The following is a 20,477-nucleotide window of genomic DNA, read 5'->3' on the forward strand; positions in this document are numbered from 1 at the left end:
TCTCGTATGCCAGGCGGCGCTTGCCCCAGACGTCGACGTTCTCGATCGTGCCACCGTCACCGGTGATCACCTTGAGGAATCCGTCGAGCTTGGGGGCGACCTGACGCTCGTCGATCTCGGGGTCGAGGATGACCATGAGCTCGTACTGGTATGAGTGCGTCACTAACCCACCTCCTTCGGACTAGAACGGATGCCGGGCATTTCCCGGCATCAGGAGGGTTGATGCACGTGCCCGCCGCGCACGCCGGAGGGGCGCAGACAGACGGACAACCACAACAGTCTAGCGGATGCGGCGCGCGCGGCGGAGCGCCGGGCGCAGGAGGCGGCCCAGAACACGGAGCGAGGCCGCCTGCACCACTGAATATCGCGGAGAGCCCACGGTATTCGCGCTTCCCGTCTTCGCTGACGCCCCGCGCCGACCCACTGGCGCTTCGGCGCCCGCCGGCGCGCTTCCGTTCACCGCTCCCGGGGCCGCCGCTCCGCCCGCCGTGCCGCCGATCGGGGTGGCCCCGCAGGGCCGGCGCCTGAAGACGCGGTTCTCGGTGGTCGGCGCGACCCTCGCGGTCGGCTTCCTCATCGCCTGGATCTGGGGCTTCGTCGCCCCGGTCGTCGGCTGGCTCGGCGGGCGCTGACCGCAGAGCGGCCTGACGGAGGCAGCCTCACACCGCGGGCGCCGGGGCCAGCTCGCGCAGCACCGCATCGAGACCGGCGAGGCCCGGCGCGACGGCGAAGGCGTCGGCGAGCCGGCGCGCGCGGGCGGAGTAGGCGCGATCGGCGAGCACGGTGCGCACGGCGTCGCGCACCGCATCGGGAGAGGGGCGGTGCGTGCGCAGATCGATGCCGGCACCCGACCATCCGACACGTGCCGTGACCTCGACCTTGTCCTCGGTGCGACCGGCGACGACCAAGGGGATGCCATGGGCCAGCGCCTGCTGCGCGCCGCCGTACCCGCCGTTGCTCACGACGACGTCGACCAGCGGCAGCATCTTGTCGATGGACCTGCCCGACGACGTCGTGCTCGACGCGATCGTCGAGCGCATCGTCGCCGCCAACGCCCGTGCCTACGCACCTCAAGCGTGTGTTTCGGATCGATGTCGAGACCTGCCCGAAGTGCGGAGGAACGGTCCAGATCATCGCGAGCATCGAAGACCCGCCGGTCATCGAGCGGATCCTGAATCATCTGGCCAAAAACGATCTTCCTGGACTGTGGCCGGACAGCCGGGCCTGGCACAGGCAGGCCGGCCGAGCGTCCCGGCTTGCATCACTAAAACGCAGGAAACCGGTTTCAGGCCGCGTTCCATCCGGGCGCGGCCCGGCGGCGCTCGTGCCGGATGGGCCAATGCTGGCAAAACGGGGCTACAGGGGCTGCTCGATTGGCGCCGACAGGGCAGGATCGGACGGAATTCGGCGTGCTGGGGACTTTGGTAAGGGTCCGGGGCCGGTCTGGCACGGCTCCGGATACCGTTGGAAATCAAGAAATAGGGCGCTTATACTTCCTATACTCCGCGAAGCAATAGCGCTATACTCCGCGAAGCAATAGCGCCGGCCGGCATCATGCGTTAATGCGTAAGCACGGACACCGGAGGCTCTCCGGCCCCCGGTGTCCGTGCTGTTAGTGTCACTGTAAGTCTGACAGGAGGAGATAGAACTATGGCGAAAATCATCGGCGTATCGAAGTTTGAACGGCTCTTTCGGGAGGCAGCCGGCCTGGACGTGGACAAGAACGACCTGGCGCGGCTGAACGATTTCGTGCGGCAGAAGGTCTACGATCTGTTGCTGGCGGCGCAGGCCACGGCCAAGGACAACCAGCGAGACGTCATCCAGCTGCACGACCTGCCGCTGACGCTCGGCTTCAAGGAGAGCATGCGGGCCTTCGACGGGCTGGACACCGCACTGGAGCTTCAGCCTATCCTGGATCAGCTGGTAGCCGTGCCCCCGCTCGACCTGGCCTACAGCTATGAGATGGAAGCGGAGTTGCCGCGCCTGGTCGGCGGGCTGACGGTGGCGCTGGCACGTGCCTTCAAAATCCTCGATCCTAAGGTCAAAAACCCGCAGAGCGTGCACTGGGAGCGGGCCATGGCTATCTTTGACCTGCTCTTTTAGCGTGCCGGACAAGACCTCGATTCGGGTTGCGCGTGGCAGGTCCAGCACTGCGTCAGCGGGAGGCCTGGCCGCAGCAGATTCGGCAACCATGAATCACTGCTGCGCCGCCTGCAATCGCTCGCGCAGCGGCTGCATCTACAGACGCTTCCTCAACAGCCTGAAGGCGGCGAAAAAGTCTCTCAGTGATGAAATGCTGCATGGACCTGCGCCTTGCTGCCACAGTCGAATCGGGAACTCTCATCCCCGTTTTGCGGGTTGTCCGCCGGTTTCTGGCCAGCTTCAGGATTCATTGTCATGCGCCGCAGTTGTTGTGCTTTGTTGCTGAATGCGACGCGGTGCAACAATTCTAGACCTGACCCTCTGCGCCGCAGTCGAGTCGGGAACTCTCATCCCCGTTTTGCGGGTTGTCCGCCGGTTTCTGGCCAGCTTCAGGATCGATTGTCATGCGCCGCAGTTGTTGTACCCGGAGGATCACCCTGATGCCGTCAGCGGGGCACTCTGCTGAGGGCTGCTGGCGCGAGAGCGGGGGTTTTTAGAGGTGCCCTCAGGTAGGTGATTTGCTACGCTGCGCCGCGCCGATGTCTTACCCATGCGCGGGAGAAATGCCGATGGGCGGCGATGAGGCCGCGCGGAACACTGTGCAGCCGTCGATGCGCAGGATCGTTCCGTGCTGTGCCTCACCGCACCGGAGGGACGCGCCGCGCCGCGTGTCGCCCGTGCCGCAAACACCGCGCTGGCGGCCGCGCCGAGCTACGCACGCCATGTTCCCGAGCGCACGCTGCTGTACGCGCTAGTGCAGGCGCACTACCCGGACTTCATCGTGCGTCTTGAGGCCGAAGACCGCCCGCTGCCCGAGTATGTGCGCGAGGAGTTCGAGACCTACCTGCGCTGCGGCGTGCTCGAGCACGGCTTCCTGCGCGTGGTCTGCGAGCAGTGCCGGGCCGAGAGGCTGGTGGCGTATTCCTGCAAGAAGCGCGGCTTCTGCCCCAGCTGCGGGGCGCGGCGCATGGCCGAGAGCGCGCGGCACCTGGTGGAGGAGGTGTTTGGCCCGCGGCCGGTGCGGCAATGGGTGCTGAGTTTTCCGTACCCGTTGCGCTTCCTGTTCGCCAGCAAGCCTGAGGCGATCGGCCCGGTGCTGGGCATCGTGCATCGTGTGATCGCCGGTTGGCTTGCCGATCAGGCCGGCGTGCCGCGGGATACGGCGCAATGCGGTGCGGTGACCCTGATCCAGCGCTTCGGCAGCGCGCTGAATCTCAACATCCACTTCCAAATGCTGTGGCTCGACGGCGTGTACGAGGACACCACCGAGCGTCCGCAGCGCAAGCCGCGCCTGCACCGCACCCGTGCGCCCACATCGGCGCAACTGACGGAACTGGCCAACACCATCGCGCATCGCGTGTGCCGGCACCTGTCGCGCCGCGGCTGGCTCGAAGGCGAAGACGAATCCGTGTTCCTGTCCGACAGCGCGGGTAGCGACGACGGCATGGATGGGCTGCGGATGAGTTCGATGACCTACCGCATCGCCACCGGTCGCGACGCTGGCCGCAAGGTCGTCACGCTGCAAACATTGCCCGGTGACGCAGGCTCGCTGGAGGGCGATGCCGGCAAGGTCGGCGGCTTCTCGCTGCATGCCGGCGTGGCCGCGGAAGCACACGAAAGCCACAAGCTCGAAAAGCTGTGCCGCTACATCACGCGCCCGGCGATCAGCGAGCAGCGGCTGTCGATCTCACCGCAGGGTAGGGTGCGGTATCAGCTCAAGACGCCGTGGCGCAATGGCACCACGCATGTCGAATGGGATGCGGTGGACTTCATCGCCAAGCTGGCGGCACTGGTCCCGCCGCCACGCGCGCATCTCACCCGCTTCCACGGCGTATTCGCCCCGAACGCGAATCTGCGCGCGCAGGTGACGCCATCGGGGCGCGGCAAGCGGCCTGCGGGCGATGCGGCGCCAGTGGACGCAAGCGCCCACGACGAGCCGCGCAGCCCCGAGCAGAAGCGCCGTGCGATGAGCTGGGCGCAACGGCTCAAGCGGGTCTTTTCCATCGACATCACCACCTGCGCCCACTGCGGCGGCGCGGTACGGATCGTCGCCAGCATCGAGGAACCCACCGCCATCCGCGCCATCCTCGCCCACTTCGAGAAGCACGGCGCGCTGGAGCAAGCGCACTACCGGCCCGCAGCGCGCGCCCCGCCGCCGGCCGCGTGACGAGGTGCCGGCCACTCAACCGGAAGCGAAAGCAGAATCCGATCCGATGCGGCCACGACCCCGCAGGGCTGCGCTCGGCCCTGTGCCGGGTTTCGGTGAGAAATGGCTACGCACTGAGCCGCTGCGTGGCCCCGCGATGTCGAAAACCCACGCATGAACCCCCGATCTGTGCCCGATCTGTGCCCAAAGCGGCGCTTGCGCGGCCGCTTCCTACCTGCCAGACTCGCAAAAAAGGGCGGTTGAACTTCCTATACCCCGATCTCTACAATGCGCGCCTTGCCTACCTTGAAGGCCTGCAGCAGCGATTGAGCCAGAAGACGCTGGATGGCGCGCCCAATCCGGCAGCGGACGCGATCGCCATGGCGGGGCTCGCGGCGGCTCTGGATGTTTCACCGGACCGCTTGATTCCCAACTGATTCACTGGCGATTGACGAACTCTGAGATCGGCCACGGATCGATCTCCAGCGAGGTGTGGCATGGGTGACATCGGGCAATGGGTTTTCTTTCGGATCATCTTTCTGTATCTGGACGACAAGGTCGCGGTGATGCGCGACAACATGCTGAGCGGCTTCATGCAGTGGGCGCTCTCGTTCCTGATCATGCTGGTCACCGCATGGATCGCGTTCCACGCCTGGTTGATCGTCACCGGTCGCTCGCGTGAGCCGATGATGGCGCTGGTGACCAATGCGTTGCGGATCGGCTTGGTGTCGATGCTGGCGATGGCGTTCTCCTACCGCAGTGATTATCTCGGCACGCTTTTGTCCGACACCCTGCCGCGCAGCGCGATGGGGGTGGTGACCGGCGAGGAAGACGACCCGGCAGACAAGATCGACAGGAATTTCGCCCTGATGGGTGCGACCTTCGCGGTGATGAATGCGTTCGCTGCATCCAGCGGCGGCCGCGACGATCTGCTGGGTCAGGTCAGGCAGGCCACCACGATGAGTGCGGTGGGCACGGCCGGCCCTGCGGTGATCGGCGGTGCGCTGTTGCTGGCGTACAAGGTGGCACTGGCGCTGTTCGTGGGCTTCGGCCCGTTGTTCATCCTGTGTTTGATCTTTCCCTCCACCCGGCAACTATTCTCCAAGTGGCTCTATTACGGAATAGGCACGGTGTTCTCACTCGCAGTACTGAGTTTCATGGTCGGCGCGGCGACCGAACTGGTGGCCAAGGTAGGCGCGGTGATGCTGGCCAAGTACCTGCTGTTGACCCAAGGCGCTGGCGCCGGCGACGGCCTGAACGCGATCGCGATGTGGACGGTCCTGCTGGGCGCCGCGGGAGCGGACGAACTGGTCGCCGGCGCGCTCGAGGAGATGCTCGCCCGGCGCAGAGCGGATGACCGCCGACTCGTCGCCGAGCTCGCTCGGCGGAGCGTCATCCCGGCTCAGGGAGACCCCGACGCGTTGGCCGACGAGCTGTCCTTCCTGATGTCGCCGGACGGATACCAGCAGTTCGTCGCCCAGAGCGGATGGCAGCCCGACCGGTACCGGCGCTGGATCGGCGACCAGGTGATCGCGCGGGCTCAGCCGGCGGCGCGCTGACCGCGGGGTCGCCCCGCGACCCGCATCACGGAGGCAGGAGAAATCACGAAGGCAGGACGTTTGCAGCGGGATCCGTCCTGCCTCGGTGATTTCTCCTGCGTCGGTGAGGGGGTGGATGCCAGGGCAACAGCCCCGACCCCAGCCCTCAGCCCCGCTGGGCCTGCTCCGCCCGCCAGGCCTCGCGGCGCTCGGCCTGCAGCGTCGGATCGGGGACGGAGAGCGAGGCGATGAGCCGGCGGGTGTAGTCGTCGTGGGGATTGCCGAGCACCTCGGCGGTCGGCCCCTCCTCGGCGATGCGGCCCTTGTGCAGCACGATCACGCGATGCGCGAGCATGTCGACGACGGCCAGGTCGTGCGTGATGAAGAGGGTCGCGAATCCGAACCGGTCTTGCAGCTCGGCGAACAGGTCGAGCACCCGCGCCTGCACCGACACGTCGAGCGCGCTCGTCGGCTCGTCGGCGACGAGCAGCTTCGGGTCGAGCGCGAGGGCGCGCGCGAGCGACGCGCGCTGGCGCTGACCGCCCGACAGCTCGTGCGGAAAGCGGTCGCCGTACGCCTTCGGCAGCTGCACCGCTTCGAGCAGTTCGTCGACCTTGTCGCGCGCGTCGGCCGCGTCGCGTGCGCCCCCGTGCACGATGAGCGGTTCGGCGACGCACTGCGCGATCGTGAGGAGCGGGTTGAAACTCGTCGCCGGGTCTTGGAAGACGAAGCCCAGCTCGCGCCGGCGCTTTCGGAACGCGCGCTCGCGCACGCCGTTCATCTCGGTGTCGAGCACCCGCAACGATCCGCCCGCGACGGGGGTCAGGCCCGCGATCGCTCGCCCGATCGTCGTCTTGCCCGACCCCGACTCGCCCACGAGGCCCAGAACTTCGCCCGGGCGGATCGAGAAGTCGATCCCGTGCACGGCGCGGAAGGTCGGGCTGCCGAGGCGGCCGGGGTACTCGATGACGAGACCCTTCGCCTCGACGACCGGGGTCGCCGTGGCATCCGCCGACGCGGGCAGCGGCCGATTGACCAGCTGCACGCGCGGCACCGCCGCGAGCAGCCGCTTCGTGTACTCGTGCTGAGGGGCCGCGAACAGTTGGGCGACGGGCGCCGTCTCGACGACCTCGCCGTTCAGCATGACGGCGACCCGGTCGGCGAGGTCGGCGACCACGCCCATGTTGTGCGTGATGAGCACGATCGCGGTACCGGTCTCGTCGCGCAGCCGCCGCAGCAGGTCGAGGATCTCGGCCTGCACGGTCACGTCGAGCGCGGTCGTCGGCTCGTCGGCGAGCAGCACCGACGGATCGAGGGCGAGCGCCATCGCGATCACGATGCGCTGCTTCTGCCCGCCCGAGAACTGATGCGGGTAGTCGTCGACGCGGCGCGCGGGCTCGGGAATGCCGACCCGCTCGAGCATCTCGATCGCCTTCGCGCGCGCCTGCTTCTTCGAGTACGAGCCGTGCGCGCGCAGTCCCTCGGCGAGCTGCCACCCCACCGTGAACACGGGGTTCAGCGCGGTCGAGGGCTCTTGGAAGATCATCGCGGCCTTCGTGCCGCGGATCTCGCGCAAGCGCTCGCCCGAGAGCCCCACCACGTCGGTGCCGTCGAGGATCACCGCGCCGCGCGTGGTCGCCGTCTCGGGCAGCAACCCCAGAATCGACCGCGCCGTCACCGTCTTGCCGCTGCCCGACTCGCCGACGATCGCGAGCACTTCGCCCGGGTGCACGTCGAGCGAGACGCCCCGCACGGCGTGCACCTCGCCGCCGTCGATCGAGAACGAGATGTCGAGGTCGCGGATCTCGACGGCGAGCCCGCCGCCCGTGCCGGCCGTATCGGCCGTGGATGCCTGGGCGCGCGCCCGGCGAGTGCCCTCGGTCATCACTGCACCTCTCCCATGAACTCCTGCGCCGTCGGCTGGTGGCTGGCCACCGCGTCGGCGGGCGTCTGCGACGCCTTCGACCGGCGCCGCGCGCGCAGGCGCGGGTCGGCGAGGTCGTTGAGGCTCTCACCGATCAGCGTGATGCCGAGGATCGTCAGCACGATCGCGATGCCCGGCGGGATCGCCGTCCACCAGATACCGGCCGCGACGTCGGAGATCGACTTGTTGAGGTCGAAGCCCCACTCGGCGGCGACCGTCGGCTGAATGCCGAAGCCGAGGAAGCCGAGCGCGGCGAGCGTCGCGATCGCCTCGGAGGCGTTGAGCGTCACGATGAGCGGCAGCGTGCGGGTGGAGTTGCGCAGCACGTGCCGGAACATGATGCGCGGCGTGGATGCCCCGATCACGCGCGCCGACTCGACGAACGCCTCGCTCTTGACCCGCACGACCTCAGCGCGGACGACGCGGAAGTACTGCGGGATGAAGACGACCGTGATGGATGCCGCGGCCGCCATGATCCCGGGCCAGAGGCCCGACTGGCCGTTGTTGATGGCGATGGCCACGACGATCGCGAGCAGCAGGGTCGGGAACGCGTAGATGGCATCCGCCACGACGACCAGCACGCGGTCGACCCAGCCACCGAGGTACCCCGAGACGAGACCGAGCACGATGCCGAGGACGACCGACATCGCGATCGCGACGACGACCACCATGAGCGCGGTCTGCGCACCCCAGATGACGCGCGAGAGCACGTCGTACCCGCCGACGGTCGTGCCGAGCGGATGCGCCGCGCTCGGCGGCTGCTGCGCGCCGAAGTTGGCGCCGTCGGCGCCGCTCAGCTGGCTGTAGCTGTAGGGCGCGATCCACGGGGCGAGGAGCGCGCACAGCAGGAAGATCCCGGTGAGCACGAGGCCCGCCACGAGCATGCCGCGCTGCAGACCCACGCTCTGGCGCAGCTGATGGATGACGGGGAGCCGCTCGAGCCTCGAGCGGTCGATCAGGCGGCGTTGCGCCATGTCAGTACCTCACTCGCGGGTCGATGAAGGCGGCGATGACATCCACCGCGAAGTTGGTGAGGGCGACGATGATCGCGATCATCGCGACGATGCCCTGCACCGCCACGAAGTCGCGCGCGGAGAGGTAGGCGGCGAGCTGGAAGCCGAGGCCCTTCCACTCGAACGTCGTCTCGGTGAGCACCGCGCCGCCGAGCATCAGCGCGATCTGCAGGCCGATCACGGTGATGATCGGGATGAGCGCGGGCTTGTAGGCGTGCGTGCGCACGAGGCGCCGCTCCCGCACACCCCGCGAACGCGCCGCGTCGATGTAGGGCATGTTGTAGGTGCCGATGACGTTCGTGCGCACGAGGCGCAGGAAGATGCCCGCGGTCAGCAGGCCCAGCGTCAGCGCGGGCAGGACCGCGTGCGAGAGGACATCCCACACGTAGTTCGGGTTGCCGCTGGCGATCGCGTCGATGAGATAGATGCCCGTGCCGCCGCCCCCGCGGTTCAGCGCGATCTCGGTGCGGGCGCTCGCCCGTCCCGACACCGGCAGCCAGCCGAGCCACACCGAGAAGACGAGCTTGGCGACGAGGCCCGCGAAGAAGACGGGCGTCGCGTAGAAGAGGATGGCGCTCACGCGCAGGATCGCGTCGGGCCACCGGTCGCGGAGCGCCGCGGCGACCATGCCGAGCGGGATGCCGACGATGAAGGCGACGACGAGCGAGTACACGACCAGCTCGAAAGTGGCCAGGCCGTAGGTCGCGATCACCTGCACGACCGGCTGCTTGTCGGTGATCGTGGTGCCGAAGTCGAAGCGGGCGATCTCCCCGAGGTACTCCAGGTACTGCACGAAGATGGGGCGGTCGTAGCCCGCTTCGTGGATGCGCTCGGCGAGCTGATCGGCCGGCAGGCGCCCGCCGAGGGCGGCGGTGATCGGGTCGCCCGTCATGCGGATGAGGAAGAACACCAGCGTGACGAGGATCAGGACGGTGGGGAAGATCAGCAGGAACCGCAGCAGGATGTAGCGCCACAGCGGACTGCCACCGCCACCACCGGGGCGGCGACGCGGCACCTCCATCGCGGGGGGTGGCTCGGCGACGGCTGCCGCGGCATTGCTGGTCATGGGTGACTACCTTACGGGCGAAGGCGCGTGCCGGCGCTCGCGCGGCCCGCTCGACGCCCGGGAGGTGATCCCGGGCGTCGAGCGGGCGCAGCGCGTCGGAACGCGGAGCGGGTTACTTCGTGATCGGCGCGAAGCGCAGCTTGAACGACGCGTCGAGCGTCACCCCGCTGACATCCGCTCCGGTCACGGCCACCTGTGCGCCCTGCAGCAGCGGCACCGTCGAGAGGTCGCCGGCGACGAGCTCCTGGATCTTCTCGATCTCCGCGGTCCGCTTCGCGGCATCCGGCTCGACCGCCTGCTGGAGGATCAGGTCGTTGACCTCCGGGTTGACGTAGTGGTTGCCGAGGAAGTTCTTCTCGAGGAAGAACGGCGTCAGGTAGTTGTCGGCGTCGGAGTAGTCCGGGAACCAGCCGAGCTGGTACGCGGGGTAGACGTCGGCGGTACGGTCCTTCGAGTACTGCACCCACTCGGTCGACTGCAGGTCGACCTGGAACAGGCCGTCCTTCTCGAGCTGCGACTTGACCAGCGCGTACTCATCGCCCGACGACGGGCCGTAGTGGTCGGGGCTGTACTGAAGGCTGAGCTTGACGGGAGTCGTGACACCGGCCGCCTCGAGGGTGGCCTTCGCCTTCGCGGCATCCGGCCCGCCCTCACCGTCGCCGTACAGGCCCTTCAGCGCCTCGGTCGCTCCGGTGAAGCCGGCGGGGACGTAGGAGTAGAGGGGCGTGTAGGTGCCCTTGTAGACCTGCGTCGAGATGGCGTCGCGGTCGACGAGGTCGGCCACCGCCTGGCGCACGGCGAGCGCCTTGGCCGGGTCGGCCTCGGTGGTCGTCGCGCCGTAGGGCTGCGTGTTGAAGTTGAAGACGATGTAGCGGATCTCGCCACCGGGGCCGTCGACGACCTTCACGTCGTCGTTGCCCTTCAGGTCGTCGACGTCGGTGGCCGACAGGCTGCGGTAGGCCACGTCGATGTCACCCTGCTGCACGGCGAGCTTCAGGTTCGACGACTCGGCGAAGTAGCTGAGGATGACCCCGGCGTTCTCCGGCGCCGCGAGCAGGCCCTGGTAGTTCTCGTTCGGGGTGAACTCGACCGACTTGTTGAAGTCCCACGCGGTGATCTTGTACGGGCCGCCGAACGCGTCGCCGTCGACGATCTCCTGGTCGGGGGTGACGGCGTCGGGCGAGAACACCTCTTCGTCGACGATCGCGCCCGGGAAGCTCGTCAGGATGAACGGGAACACCTGGTCGTTGGCCGTCTTGAGCTTGAAGACGACGGTCGTGTCGTCGGGCGTCTCGACGCTGTCGAGGTTGTAGAGCAGGCTGGATGCCCCGTTGGGGTCGGCGATCTTGAGGTTGCGGTCGAACGAGAACTTCACGTCGGACGACGTCAGGTCGTGGCCGTTGGCCCACTTGAGGCCCGCGGGGAGCTTCACGGTGTACTCGTTCGGCGAGGTGAACTCAGCCGACTCGGCGAGGTCGGGCACGACCTCGGTGGAGTTGTAGTCGGTGTTGACCAGGTACGGGAAGACCTGGGTCTGCACGGCGAGCGAGCCGTTGTCGTACGAACCGGCCGGGTCGAGGGTCGTGACCTTGTCGGTGGTGCCGACGATGATCGCCTCGCTCGACGAGTCGCCGGTGGCGTCCGACGAGCCGCCGCCGGCGCAGCCGGCGAGAAGGAGCGTGGCGACGCCGAGCGCCGACGCGGCGCCGACGAGGCGCGCGCGCGTGGAGTGATGCAGTGCCATGTGTTACCTCTGCTGTGTGAAGACGATCGCGACGGGACGCACGATCCGTTCCGGCTATCTTTCACCCGGCGCGGTCGTCGCGCGTGTCGCAGCGGGGTTTTGTAACGAGACTGAAACCGTGACGGATGTCACGGTGAGGTCGTGACGCGCGTGTGCGGCCTGCGCCGCGACGCCCCGGCAGAGTCGGTTGCATGGATGAGAACCAGAGAACCCTCGCGGTCGACGCCGTAGGTCTGCGCAAGAGTTTCGGCACCGTGCACGCCGTCGACGGCGTCGATCTGACCGTGCGCGCGGGCGAGATCGTCGCCTTCCTCGGCCCGAACGGGGCCGGCAAGACCACGACGATCGACATGCTGCTCGGCCTCTCCGACCCCGACGGCGGAACGGTGCGCGTGTTCGGCGAGACGCCGCGCGGCGCGGTCTCGCACGGGCTCGTCTCGGCCGTGCTGCAGACCGGCGGACTGCTCAAAGACATCACGGTGCGCGAGACCCTCGCCCTCACCGCGAGCCTGTTCGCCGACACGCGCCCTCTCGACGAGGTGATGCGCCGCGCGGGCATCTCCGAGCTCGCCGACCGTCGGGTGGGGCTGTGCTCGGGCGGTCAGCAGCAGCGGCTGCGCTTCGCGATGGCCCTGCTCAGCGACCCGGGCCTGCTCGTGCTCGACGAGCCCACGACGGGCATGGATGTCGAGGGGCGCCGCGCCTTCTGGAGCGCGATCCGCGCCGATGCGGCCCGCGGTCGCACGGTGCTCTTCGCGACGCACTACCTCGACGAGGCCGACGAATACGCCGACCGCATCGTGCTGATGAGCCGGGGGCGGATCGTCGCCGACGGCACGACCGCCGAGATCAAGAACCTCGTCGCGGGCCGCATCGTCCGCGCGACCCTGCCGGGGGCAGACCCCGTCGCCCTCGGCGCACTGCCCGGGGCCACCGAAGTGGAATGCGCCGGCGATCGGGTCACGATCCACACGAAAGACTCCGACGCCATCGCCCGGCACCTGCTCACGCAGACCGCCGCGCGCGACGTCGAGATCACCGCCCAGAACCTCGAGAGCGTCTTCCTCGCGCTCACCTCCGAAGGAGTCTCCGCATGAGCACGGCATCCATCGACCGCGTCACGCTCGACCGGCGCGTGCCGCCGTTAGGCGGCTTCAACCTCACTTACCTCGGCATCGAACTCAAGCGCAGACTGCGCAACCGCCGCACCCTCTTCTTCACGGTGGCCTTCCCCGTCGTGATGTTCGTGCTGATCGGCCTGCCGCTGCGCGATGAGGCCCTCACCGACGTGCCGCTCGCCCAGGGCGGGGTGTCGGTGGCCGCCTACATCCTGGTGTCGATGGCGATGTACGGCGCGATGATGTCGGCCACCCAGACCGGCGCCGCCGTCGCCGTCGAGCGCTCCCAGGGGTGGAGCCGGCAGCTGCGCCTCACCCCGCTCAACCCGTTCGTGAACATCGTCATCAAGATGATCGCCGGCATGGTGCTCGGCCTGCTCGCCGTGGTCGCGACCTACGTGGCCGGGGCGGTCGCTGGCATCCAACTCACTGCCGTGCAGTGGATCGTCACCGGCCTCGTCGGCTGGCTGCTCGCCAGCGCCGTCTTCACGACGCTCGGTCTGTTCGTCGGCTACCTCATGCCGAGCGAGAACGCGGCGCAGGTGACGAGCCTGATCGTCGTGTTCCTGTCGTTCCTCGGCGGCCTGTTCTACCCGCTGAACAGCATGCCCGACTTCATGCAGACGATCGCGAGGTTCACGCCCGTCTACGGCATCGGCGAGCTGGCCCGTTCACCGCTCACAGGCGAAAGCTTCGACGCTCTGTGGCTCGTGAACGCGCTGGTGTGGCTGGCCGTGTTCATCGCGGGTACGACGTGGGCATTCCGGCGCGACACCCAGCGCGTCTGACCGGCCTACAGTGAGGGTCGTGACCGAGACGCGCGACGAGTTCGGCGGGCCCGGGTGGGACATCCGCTCGGGCTCGTCGCCCGCGCCGCTGACGTCGCTTCTCACCCGGGCCGCCGGCCGCTGGTACGTGGGCGGGGTCTTCTCGCTGCTGTGGCTGGTCACCGTCGTACCCGACGTCATCACCTCGTCGCCCACCCCGCTCGCCGCGACGGTCGGCATCGCGCTCTGCCTGGTGTTCGCGGCGGCGTTCCTCGCGAGCGTGCCCTTCGCCTGGACCCTGCCCCGAAGCCGGCGCCTGCTGCCGGCCCTCGCCCTGCTCGCCCTGTCGTTCACGCTCTCGCCGTGGATCGGCTGGGGCGTGCGGGGGCTCTGGACCTACGTCGGTGTGGTCATCGGCATGGCCGTGGTGTCGCTGCGCACCACCTGGGTGGCCCTGCTCGCCCTCGGCGCCCTCGCTGTGCTCGCGGGCGTGCTCACCGAGGGGTGGGACGAGAACGTCTTCTGGATTCCCGCGATCATCGTCTCGATCTCGGCGATGATGGCGGCGTTCGCCCGCAACATCGCCGCCATGAACGAGTTGCGCGCCACCCGCGACCGCATGGCGGTGCTCGCCGTGGAGCGCGAACGCACCCGCGTCGCGCGCGACATTCACGACATCCTCGGCCACTCGCTGACCGTCATCACGGTCAAAGCCGAACTCGCCGGACGGCTCGTCGACGCCGACCCCACCCGCGCGCGGGCCGAGATCGCCGACGTCGAGCAGCTCGCCCGAGGGGCCCTCGCCGACGTGCGGTCGACCGTCGGCGGCTACCGCGGGGTGACCATCGCCGGCGAGCTCGCCGCGGCGCGTGCCGCGCTCGAGGCCGCGGGAGTCTCGCCCGACCTCCCCGGAACGACCGACGCCGTTCCCCCCGAGCGGCGCGAACTCGCCGGTTGGGTGGTACGCGAAGGGGTGACGAACGTGGTGCGGCACGCACAGGCATCCGTCTGCCGCGTGCGCGTCGGCACCGACGAGATCACGATCGACGACGACGGGGTGGGGATCGTGCGGGGCGACGGGGTGGGTGGCGCGGTGGATGGCACGGTGTTCGGCGGGTCCGGGTCGGGGTCCGGGTCGGGGTCCGGGCACGGGCTCGCGGGTCTGCGCGAGCGGGTCGAGGCGGCGGGCGGTCGGCTCTCGGTCGGCCGCAGCGACCTGGGCGGATTGAGGTTGCGGGTGCGACTGTGATCCGGCTGTTGATCGCCGACGATCAGGCGCTCGTGCGGGGCGCACTCTCGGCCCTGCTCGGCCTCGAACACGACATCGAGGTGGTCGCCGAAGTCGGGCGGGGCGATGAGGTCGTGGATGCCGCGCGCGCGGCCATGCCCGACGTCGCGCTGATCGACATCGAGATGCCCGGCATCGATGGCATCCACGCCGCCGCCGAGCTGCGCACGGCCCTCCCCGCGTGCCGGGTGATCATCGTGACGACGTTCGGGCGGCCCGGCTACCTGAAGCGCGCGATGCAGGCGGGAGCGGCCGGCTTCGTCGTGAAAGACACCCCCGCGGCGCAGTTGGCCGACGCCGTGCGCCGGGTGTCGCAGGGCTTGCGTGTGGTCGATCCCGCGTTGGCGGCCGACTCGCTGACGCAGGGCGACTCGCCCCTCACCGACCGCGAGACCGACGTGCTGGGCCTTGCGCGCACCGGCGGATCGATCGCCGAGATCGCCCGTGCTTTGCACCTGTCGGAGGGCACCGTGCGCAACCACCTGTCCGCCGCGATCGGCAAGACGGGCGCCCGCAACCGCGCCGACGCCGCCCGCATCGCCGAGCAGAACGGGTGGCTGTAGCGGGCGCTGCGGTGGCCGTTCGCGAGGGCAGAGGTGGCCGTTCGCGAGAACAGAAGATCACGCCAGAACAGGACGATCCGCTGGCGGATCGTCCTGTTCTGGCCGAATCTCCTGGCGTCGCCGAGCCGTCAGTCGGTGGAGCGAGAGGTGGATGCCAGCCCGAAGGCCTCCAACTCGGCATCCGTCAGCATGCGCGAGCGGATGATGAAGCGGTTCCCCGTCGGTCCTTCGACGCTGAGGCCCGCCCCGCGCCCGGGCACGACGTCGATCGTGCGGTGGGTGTATTTCCAGTACTCGAACTGCGATTCCGAGATGAAAACTTCGATCTCGTCGTCGAGCCCCACGGCGAGGTCGCCGAGTTTCACGTCGGACGACCCGGTGAGGAACATCCCCACCGGGTAACACATGGGGGCGCTGCCGTCGCAGCATCCACCGGACTGGTGGAACATCAGCGGCCCGTGTTGCGCCGTCAGTTGGCGCAGCAGGGCCGCCGCAGCGTCGGTGACGGCGACCCTGCTGAGTGTGGTGGTCATGGATCGTCCTTCGATCGCCCGCGAGGGGTCGCGACACGCGGTGTGCACCCGGATGGATGCCGCGTGTCGCGACCCTTCACAGAAGGGGGTCGGCTTAGAAGAAGCCCATCGCGCCTTCGGCGTACGAGACGAGCAGGTTCTTCGTCTGCTGGTAGTGGTCGAGCATCTTCAGGTGGTTCTCGCGGCCGATGCCCGACTGCTTGTAGCCACCGAACGCGGCGTGCGCGGGGTACTGGTGGTAGGTGTTCGTCCACACGCGACCGGCCTCGATCGCCCGACCTGCACGGTAGGCGGTGTCGCCCGAGCGGCTCCAGACACCGGCGCCGAGGCCGTAGAGCGTGTCGTTGGCGATGTCGATCGCGCCGCCGAAGTCGTCGAAGGAGGTCACCGAGACGACCGGCCCGAAGATCTCCTCCTGGAAGATCCGCATGTTGTTCTGACCCTCGAACACCGTCGGCTGCACGTAGAAGCCCTCCGACAGGTCGCCGCCGAGGTCGACGCGCTCGCCACCGATCAGCACCTTCGCACCCTCGGCCTTGCCGATGTCGATGTAGCTCAGGATCTTCTCGAGCTGGTCGTTGGATGCCTGGGCGCCGATCATCGTCGCCGGGTCGAGCGGGTTGCCCTGGATGATCTTCGACACGCGGTCGACGCCGTCGCCGAGGAACTGGTCGTAGATCGAGCGCTGGATGAGCGCGCGGCTCGGGCAGGTGCAGACCTCACCGCCGTTGAGGGCGAAGAAGGTGAAGCCCTCGAGCGCCTTGTCGTAGTAGTCGTCCTTGGCGCGCGCGACGTCTTCGAAGAAGATGTTCGCGCTCTTGCCGCCGAGCTCGAGCGTCACCGGGATGAGGTTCTGCGACGCGTACTGCATGATCAGGCGACCGGTCGTCGTCTCACCCGTGAACGCGACCTTGCGGATGCGCTTGTGCTGCGCGAGCGGCGCACCGGCCTCGATGCCGAACCCGTTGACGATGTTGACGACACCGGCCGGCAGCAGGTCGCCGATGATGTCGAAGAGGAACAGGATCGACGCCGGGGTCTGCTCGGCGGGCTTCAGCACGACGCAGTTTCCGGCCGCGAGGGCCGGCGCGAGCTTCCACGTGGCCATGAGGATCGGGAAGTTCCACGGGATGATCTGTCCGACGACGCCGAGCGGCTCGTGGAAGTGGTACGCGACGGTGTCTTCGTCGATCTGGCTCAGCGAGCCCTCCTGCGCACGCAGCACGCCGGCGAAGTAGCGGAAGTGGTCGACGACGAGCGGGATGTCGGCGGCGAGGGTCTCGCGCACGGGCTTGCCGTTGTCCCAGGTCTCGGCGACGGCGATGGCCTCGAGGTTCGCCTCGATGCGGTCGGCGATCTTGTTGAGGATGTTGGCGCGGTCGGTGGCCGTGGTCTTCTTCCACGACTCGAAGGCCTGCCACGCGACATCCACGGCACGGTCGATGTCTTCGACGGTGCCGCGGCCGACCTCGGTGAACGGCTTGCCGTTGACCGGCGAGATGTTCTCGAAGTAGCCGCCCTTGATGGGTTCGACGAACTCGCCGCCGATGTAGTGGCCGTAGCGGGGGCGGTAGTTCGCGACGGCGCCGCGCTGGCCGGGTGCCGCATAGACGCTCGAGACGCCCTCTTCGACGATGGTCATGTTGTCTCCTTCGACGCATGATCTCGCGGCATCCATTGCCGCGATTTCGGATGCGCCGAAGCTACCCCCCGCAACGTTGCATCAGGTTGCGGTGCTCGCGCGAGGGTCGGCGCGAGCGCGGGGCGGGGTCAGACGCGGGCGTCGACGGCGGCGGCGAGCGCGCGGAAGCGCGGGTCGGATGCCAGGTCGTCGAGCAGCACGACGCGCCCGTCGGCCCCGGCGAGCGGGATCTGCCAGTTCGGGTACTCGAGATCGGTGCCCGGCACGTTCTGTGCGCGCCGCTCACCGACGGCGTCGACGAGCGCGACGCCGAGCAGTTGCGACGGAGCCGCCGTGAGGAGCGCGTAGAGCGCCTCGATGATCTGCTCTTCGGTCGGCGCGTCGCCGATCAGGCCGCGCTCGCGCAAGAGGTCGAGCATGGCCGCCCGCTCGGCATCCGCGTCGGCGAGCTCGTCTTCGACCGGTCGCGTGAGCAGGCCCAGGCGCGCGCGGAGCGCGACGTGCTCGTCGGCGAGGTACCCCGCCGTCGGCGGCAGGTCGTGCGTGTTGACGGTCGCGAGGAGCGCCCGGCGGTACTGCTCGGGGGGCCGGAATCCGTCGCCCTCGCGCTCGAACCACAGCACGCTCGTGCCGAGGATGCCCCGATCGGACAGGTAATCGCGCACCCACGGCTCGACGTTGCCGAGGTCTTCACCGATCAGCACGGCCCCGGCGCGCTGCGCCTCGAGCATGAGCACCCCGATCATCGCCTCGTGGTCGTAGCGCACGTAGGTGCCGGCGGCGGGCGAGAGTCCCGCGGGAATCCACCACAGCCGGAAGAGCCCGATCACGTGGTCGATCCGCAACGCCCCGGCGTGCCGCAGCAGCGTGCGGATCATGTCGCGCAGCGGCGCATACGCCGCCTCGGCGAGCGCGCTCGGCAGCCACGGCGGCTGGTTCCACGTCTGCCCCTGCTGGTTGTACATGTCGGGCGGGGCGCCGACCGCCATGCCCTGGGCGTACATGTCGCGGAGCGACCAGGCATCCGACCCGTCCGGATGCACCCCGACCGCCAGATCGTGCATCACGCCGATCGACATGCCGGATGCCTTCGCCACCGCCTGCGCGCGTTCGACCTGCTGATCGCAGATCCACTGCAGCCACACGTGGAACTGCACGCGCACCGCGAGCTGGTCGCGCAGCTCGGCGACGAGCGGCGAGTCGATGTCGGCCGCCTCGGCGGGCCGGTCGGCACCGGCGTAGTGCTCTTCGAGGGCGCACCACAGGGCGAAGTCCTGCAGCGGCTGCCCCTCGCCCGCCGCGAACGCGTCGAGCTCGGCCTGCCGGCCGGCGCTCAGCGGCACGACGAAGATCGCGTCGAGCGCGACGCGCTTGGCCGCCCATACGGCGTCGCGGTCGATCCGGGTCGGGTCGTCGTTGGACGCGGCGACCGGCGTGCGCGCCGCCTCGACGACGGCGCGCTCGGTGGGGGTCAGGTAGGCGACCTCGCGGATGTCTTCGGGGCGCACGTACAGCGGTGCGATAAACCGGCGCGACGCGGGCCGGTACGGCGACGGCTCGATCGGGCTCGTGACATCGGCGGCGTGCACGGGGTTCACGAGCAGGAAGTCGGCACCCTCCCGCCCGGCGATCGCGGCGAGGTCACCCAGGTCGGCGAAATCGCCCATGCCCCACGAGGCATGCGAGCGGACCGAGTACAACTGCGCCATGAGTCCCCACCCGCGGGAGCGGCCGCGGCGCGTCGGCGGGTCGGGCATGCGCTCGGGGGTGACGACCAGGCCTGCGTGGGCGGCCGCCGTCTCCTCCGCGGAGCCGAACGGCGTGAGGAAGGCGTGCACGGTGTGCCACCCGAGGGGGAAGTCGCCCGGCAGCGGCACCTCGATGCGCCACACGGTCACGCCGTCGACCTCTCGCGCGACGGGCTGCTGGTTCGGGATCGGCAGGTCGCGCCACGAGCCGTCCTCGAGGGCGACGACGAGGCGCACATCGTGCCCGTCGGGCACGTGCACCGGCAGCGGGCGGGCGCCGGGGCGCGAGACGAACGAGGGCGGCAGGAGCGCCCGCCACGGCGCGATGTCGGCCTCGGCAAGAGCGGCCGCGACCGCGGCATCCGTGCTCGTGTCGACGTGCATCGCGGTCAGCACCGCGCGCAGCGTCGGCGCGGGCACCTGCACGCGGTCGCCGAAGAACGACCAGTACTCCGTCGCGATGCCGTGCGCCTCGGCGAGCCGGGCGAGGTCGGGGGTGGGGCTGTCATCGGTCATGGATGCCTCCGTCCCCGCCATTCTGCCAGGAGCCGCCGCGTCGCGGCACGGGCGCGGGCCGGAAATAGTCGCACCTCAGGCCTCGAGCTTCTCCAGGCGGGCGACGAGTCCGGCGCGGCGCGGCGAGCGCGCGGGCAGCATCTCGAGGGCGAGCCGCAGCACTTCCGCATCGTCCTGGCCGTCGGCGGTGTCGGCGTAGGCGAGGAGCACGTCGACGGATGCCTCGGTGAGGAGCGCCTCGCGCAGCGCCTGGCGCACCGACTCGCGGAACTCCTCGACGCCGGGCGCGGTCGAGTCCGGCAGCACCGGCCCGCGGTACGCCGAGAGGGCGACGCGGTGCGCGCCCCGGTCGAGCAGCGAGATGACCTGGTGCGCGTCGGTGTCGAGCTCGGCCTGCAGCCGGTACGGGCGCGAGGAGGGCACGAGGTGCGGGGCCGTCCGCTCGAGCACCTTCCGCAGCCGCACCATCTCGGGCCGGAGCGTGCCGTCACCGGCCCCCGGTCCGTAGACGAGCTCGGTGAGGCGATCGGCGGAGAGGCCCTGGCGATGGATCGCGAGCAGCAGCAGGATCTCGGCGTGCCGACCCGACAGCTCGGCGATCGTCTCGCCGCCCGCGCCGGTCACCTCCAGCAGTCCCCGATCGCGTCCGAGCACGCGCAGGGTCGCCGTCTCGGGCGCGCGCGGGGCCCGCGTCGCTCGTCGCGCGCCGCCGCGACGCACCGGGATCGG

18 protein-coding genes and 1 pseudogene are annotated in these 20,477 nt (G+C 69.2%); 9 read left to right on the plus strand and 10 right to left on the minus strand.

Features of this window, described 5'->3' with window-relative positions:
- On the minus strand, positions 1 to 136 hold a 136-nt coding region (locus G3N18_RS12630; RefSeq protein ID WP_206693221.1), incomplete at its 3' end, for a 30S ribosomal protein S6.
- A 352-nt stretch (positions 137 to 488) separates the two neighbouring features.
- On the opposite strand from G3N18_RS12630, the gene G3N18_RS12635 reads away from it, so the two are divergent.
- Positions 489 to 632 (plus strand): hypothetical protein, encoded by a 144-nt coding sequence (locus tag G3N18_RS12635; RefSeq protein ID WP_196384639.1) that lies wholly within the window; start codon positions 489 to 491, stop codon positions 630 to 632.
- 27 nt (positions 633 to 659) lie between these two features.
- On the opposite strand, the gene G3N18_RS12640 is transcribed toward G3N18_RS12635, so the two are convergent.
- On the minus strand, positions 660 to 1,040 hold the full coding sequence (locus G3N18_RS12640) for a glycosyltransferase (RefSeq protein WP_196384654.1): 381 nt from the start codon (positions 1,038 to 1,040) through the stop codon (positions 660 to 662).
- Between the two features lie 610 nt (positions 1,041 to 1,650).
- Here G3N18_RS12640 and G3N18_RS12645 point away from each other — a divergent pair.
- The 4 genes from G3N18_RS12645 (at position 1,651) to G3N18_RS12660 (ending at position 5,847) form a co-directional block, all read left to right on the plus strand.
- Entirely contained in the window at positions 1,651 to 2,103 is a 453-nt protein-coding gene (locus G3N18_RS12645) for a DUF1931 family protein (RefSeq protein ID WP_196384640.1), read from the plus strand.
- Between the two features lie 670 nt (positions 2,104 to 2,773).
- Complete coding sequence (locus G3N18_RS12650; RefSeq protein WP_476703409.1) at positions 2,774 to 4,309, plus strand: ISCR element clade Ia family transposase; 1,536 nt, start codon at positions 2,774 to 2,776, stop codon at positions 4,307 to 4,309.
- Positions 4,310 to 4,548: 239 nt separating this feature from the next.
- Positions 4,549 to 4,725 carry a hypothetical protein gene (locus G3N18_RS12655; RefSeq protein WP_196384641.1) on the plus strand — a complete coding sequence of 59 codons (177 nt, stop codon included), beginning with the start codon at positions 4,549 to 4,551 and terminating at the stop codon, positions 4,723 to 4,725.
- Positions 4,726 to 4,785: 60 nt separating this feature from the next.
- Positions 4,786 to 5,847 carry a TrbL/VirB6 family protein gene (locus tag G3N18_RS12660; protein WP_196384642.1) on the plus strand — a complete coding sequence of 354 codons (1,062 nt, stop codon included), beginning with the start codon at positions 4,786 to 4,788 and terminating at the stop codon, positions 5,845 to 5,847.
- A gap of 145 nt (positions 5,848 to 5,992) precedes the next feature.
- Here the strand turns inward: G3N18_RS12660 and G3N18_RS12665 are convergent, their stop codons facing one another.
- The 4 genes from G3N18_RS12665 to G3N18_RS12680 all read right to left on the minus strand — a co-directional run bounded on the left by G3N18_RS12665 (position 5,993) and on the right by G3N18_RS12680 (position 11,573).
- Positions 5,993 to 7,711, minus strand: coding sequence for an ABC transporter ATP-binding protein (locus G3N18_RS12665; RefSeq protein WP_196384643.1), 1,719 nt, complete (start codon positions 7,709 to 7,711; stop codon positions 5,993 to 5,995).
- A complete protein-coding gene (locus G3N18_RS12670) occupies positions 7,711 to 8,724 on the minus strand; it encodes an ABC transporter permease (RefSeq protein WP_196384644.1) in 1,014 nt (337 codons plus the stop codon). Before G3N18_RS12670 ends, G3N18_RS12665 begins: the two co-directional genes overlap by 1 nt.
- A 1-nt stretch (position 8,725) precedes the next feature.
- Complete coding sequence (locus tag G3N18_RS12675; protein ID WP_196384645.1) at positions 8,726 to 9,829, minus strand: ABC transporter permease; 1,104 nt, start codon at positions 9,827 to 9,829, stop codon at positions 8,726 to 8,728.
- Positions 9,830 to 9,941: 112 nt separating this feature from the next.
- Positions 9,942 to 11,573: an ABC transporter substrate-binding protein gene (locus G3N18_RS12680; RefSeq protein ID WP_196384646.1), complete on the minus strand. Its 1,632-nt coding sequence runs from the start codon at positions 11,571 to 11,573 to the stop codon at positions 9,942 to 9,944.
- Between the two features lie 191 nt (positions 11,574 to 11,764).
- Here G3N18_RS12680 and G3N18_RS12685 point away from each other — a divergent pair, with 191 nt between their 5' ends.
- Genes G3N18_RS12685 through G3N18_RS12700 form a run of 4 tightly spaced genes read left to right on the plus strand, consistent with a single transcriptional unit; the run spans position 11,765 to position 15,309 of the window.
- On the plus strand, positions 11,765 to 12,670 hold the full coding sequence (locus G3N18_RS12685) for an ABC transporter ATP-binding protein (RefSeq protein ID WP_196384647.1): 906 nt from the start codon (positions 11,765 to 11,767) through the stop codon (positions 12,668 to 12,670).
- Positions 12,667 to 13,479: an ABC transporter permease gene (locus tag G3N18_RS12690; RefSeq protein ID WP_196384648.1), complete on the plus strand. Its 813-nt coding sequence runs from the start codon at positions 12,667 to 12,669 to the stop codon at positions 13,477 to 13,479. The genes G3N18_RS12685 and G3N18_RS12690 overlap by 4 nt, the downstream gene beginning before the upstream one ends.
- A 19-nt stretch (positions 13,480 to 13,498) precedes the next feature.
- Entirely contained in the window at positions 13,499 to 14,707 is a 1,209-nt protein-coding gene (locus tag G3N18_RS12695) for a sensor histidine kinase (RefSeq protein ID WP_314853600.1), read from the plus strand.
- Positions 14,704 to 15,309, plus strand: coding sequence for a response regulator (locus G3N18_RS12700; protein WP_196384650.1), 606 nt, complete (start codon positions 14,704 to 14,706; stop codon positions 15,307 to 15,309). Before G3N18_RS12695 ends, G3N18_RS12700 begins: the two co-directional genes overlap by 4 nt.
- A 128-nt stretch (positions 15,310 to 15,437) precedes the next feature.
- On the opposite strand, the gene G3N18_RS12705 is transcribed toward G3N18_RS12700, so the two are convergent.
- The 4 genes and pseudogenes from G3N18_RS12705 to G3N18_RS12720 form a co-directional block, all read right to left on the minus strand.
- Positions 15,438 to 15,842 (minus strand): DUF779 domain-containing protein, encoded by a 405-nt coding sequence (locus G3N18_RS12705; RefSeq protein ID WP_196384651.1) that lies wholly within the window; start codon positions 15,840 to 15,842, stop codon positions 15,438 to 15,440.
- Positions 15,843 to 15,936: 94 nt separating this feature from the next.
- A complete protein-coding gene (gene exaC / locus G3N18_RS12710) occupies positions 15,937 to 17,484 on the minus strand; it encodes an acetaldehyde dehydrogenase ExaC (RefSeq protein ID WP_196384652.1) in 1,548 nt (515 codons plus the stop codon).
- A 128-nt stretch (positions 17,485 to 17,612) separates the two neighbouring features.
- Positions 17,613 to 19,748, minus strand: a complete 2,136-nt coding sequence (malQ, locus tag G3N18_RS12715) for a 4-alpha-glucanotransferase (protein ID WP_196384653.1) — start codon at positions 19,746 to 19,748, stop codon at positions 17,613 to 17,615.
- Positions 19,749 to 19,823: 75 nt separating this feature from the next.
- Positions 19,824 to 20,477, minus strand: a pseudogene (locus G3N18_RS12720) (GAF domain-containing protein); the annotation flags it as partial.

Source organism: Microbacterium paulum, assembly GCF_015707995.1.
GTDB classification, from domain to species: Bacteria; Actinomycetota; Actinomycetes; order Actinomycetales; family Microbacteriaceae; genus Microbacterium; species Microbacterium paulum.

What these genes read in the sequence shown, in the direction of transcription:
- G3N18_RS12640 (WP_196384654.1), bottom strand. Translation starts at nt 1,040, where the DNA reads ATGCGCTCGACGATCGCGTCGAGCACGACGTCGTCGGGCAGGTCCATC.
- G3N18_RS12645 (WP_196384640.1), top strand. Translation starts at nt 1,651, where the DNA reads ATGGCGAAAATCATCGGCGTATCGAAGTTTGAACGGCTCTTTCGGGAG.
- G3N18_RS12660 (WP_196384642.1), top strand. Translation starts at nt 4,786, where the DNA reads ATGGGTGACATCGGGCAATGGGTTTTCTTTCGGATCATCTTTCTGTAT.
- G3N18_RS12665 (WP_196384643.1), bottom strand. Translation starts at nt 7,711, where the DNA reads ATGACCGAGGGCACTCGCCGGGCGCGCGCCCAGGCATCCACGGCCGAT.
- G3N18_RS12670 (WP_196384644.1), bottom strand. Translation starts at nt 8,724, where the DNA reads ATGGCGCAACGCCGCCTGATCGACCGCTCGAGGCTCGAGCGGCTCCCC.
- G3N18_RS12675 (WP_196384645.1), bottom strand. Translation starts at nt 9,829, where the DNA reads ATGACCAGCAATGCCGCGGCAGCCGTCGCCGAGCCACCCCCCGCGATG.
- G3N18_RS12680 (WP_196384646.1), bottom strand. Translation starts at nt 11,573, where the DNA reads ATGGCACTGCATCACTCCACGCGCGCGCGCCTCGTCGGCGCCGCGTCG.
- G3N18_RS12685 (WP_196384647.1), top strand. Translation starts at nt 11,765, where the DNA reads ATGGATGAGAACCAGAGAACCCTCGCGGTCGACGCCGTAGGTCTGCGC.
- G3N18_RS12690 (WP_196384648.1), top strand. Translation starts at nt 12,667, where the DNA reads ATGAGCACGGCATCCATCGACCGCGTCACGCTCGACCGGCGCGTGCCG.
- G3N18_RS12705 (WP_196384651.1), bottom strand. Translation starts at nt 15,842, where the DNA reads ATGACCACCACACTCAGCAGGGTCGCCGTCACCGACGCTGCGGCGGCC.
- exaC (WP_196384652.1), bottom strand. Translation starts at nt 17,484, where the DNA reads ATGACCATCGTCGAAGAGGGCGTCTCGAGCGTCTATGCGGCACCCGGC.
- malQ (WP_196384653.1), bottom strand. Translation starts at nt 19,748, where the DNA reads ATGACCGATGACAGCCCCACCCCCGACCTCGCCCGGCTCGCCGAGGCG.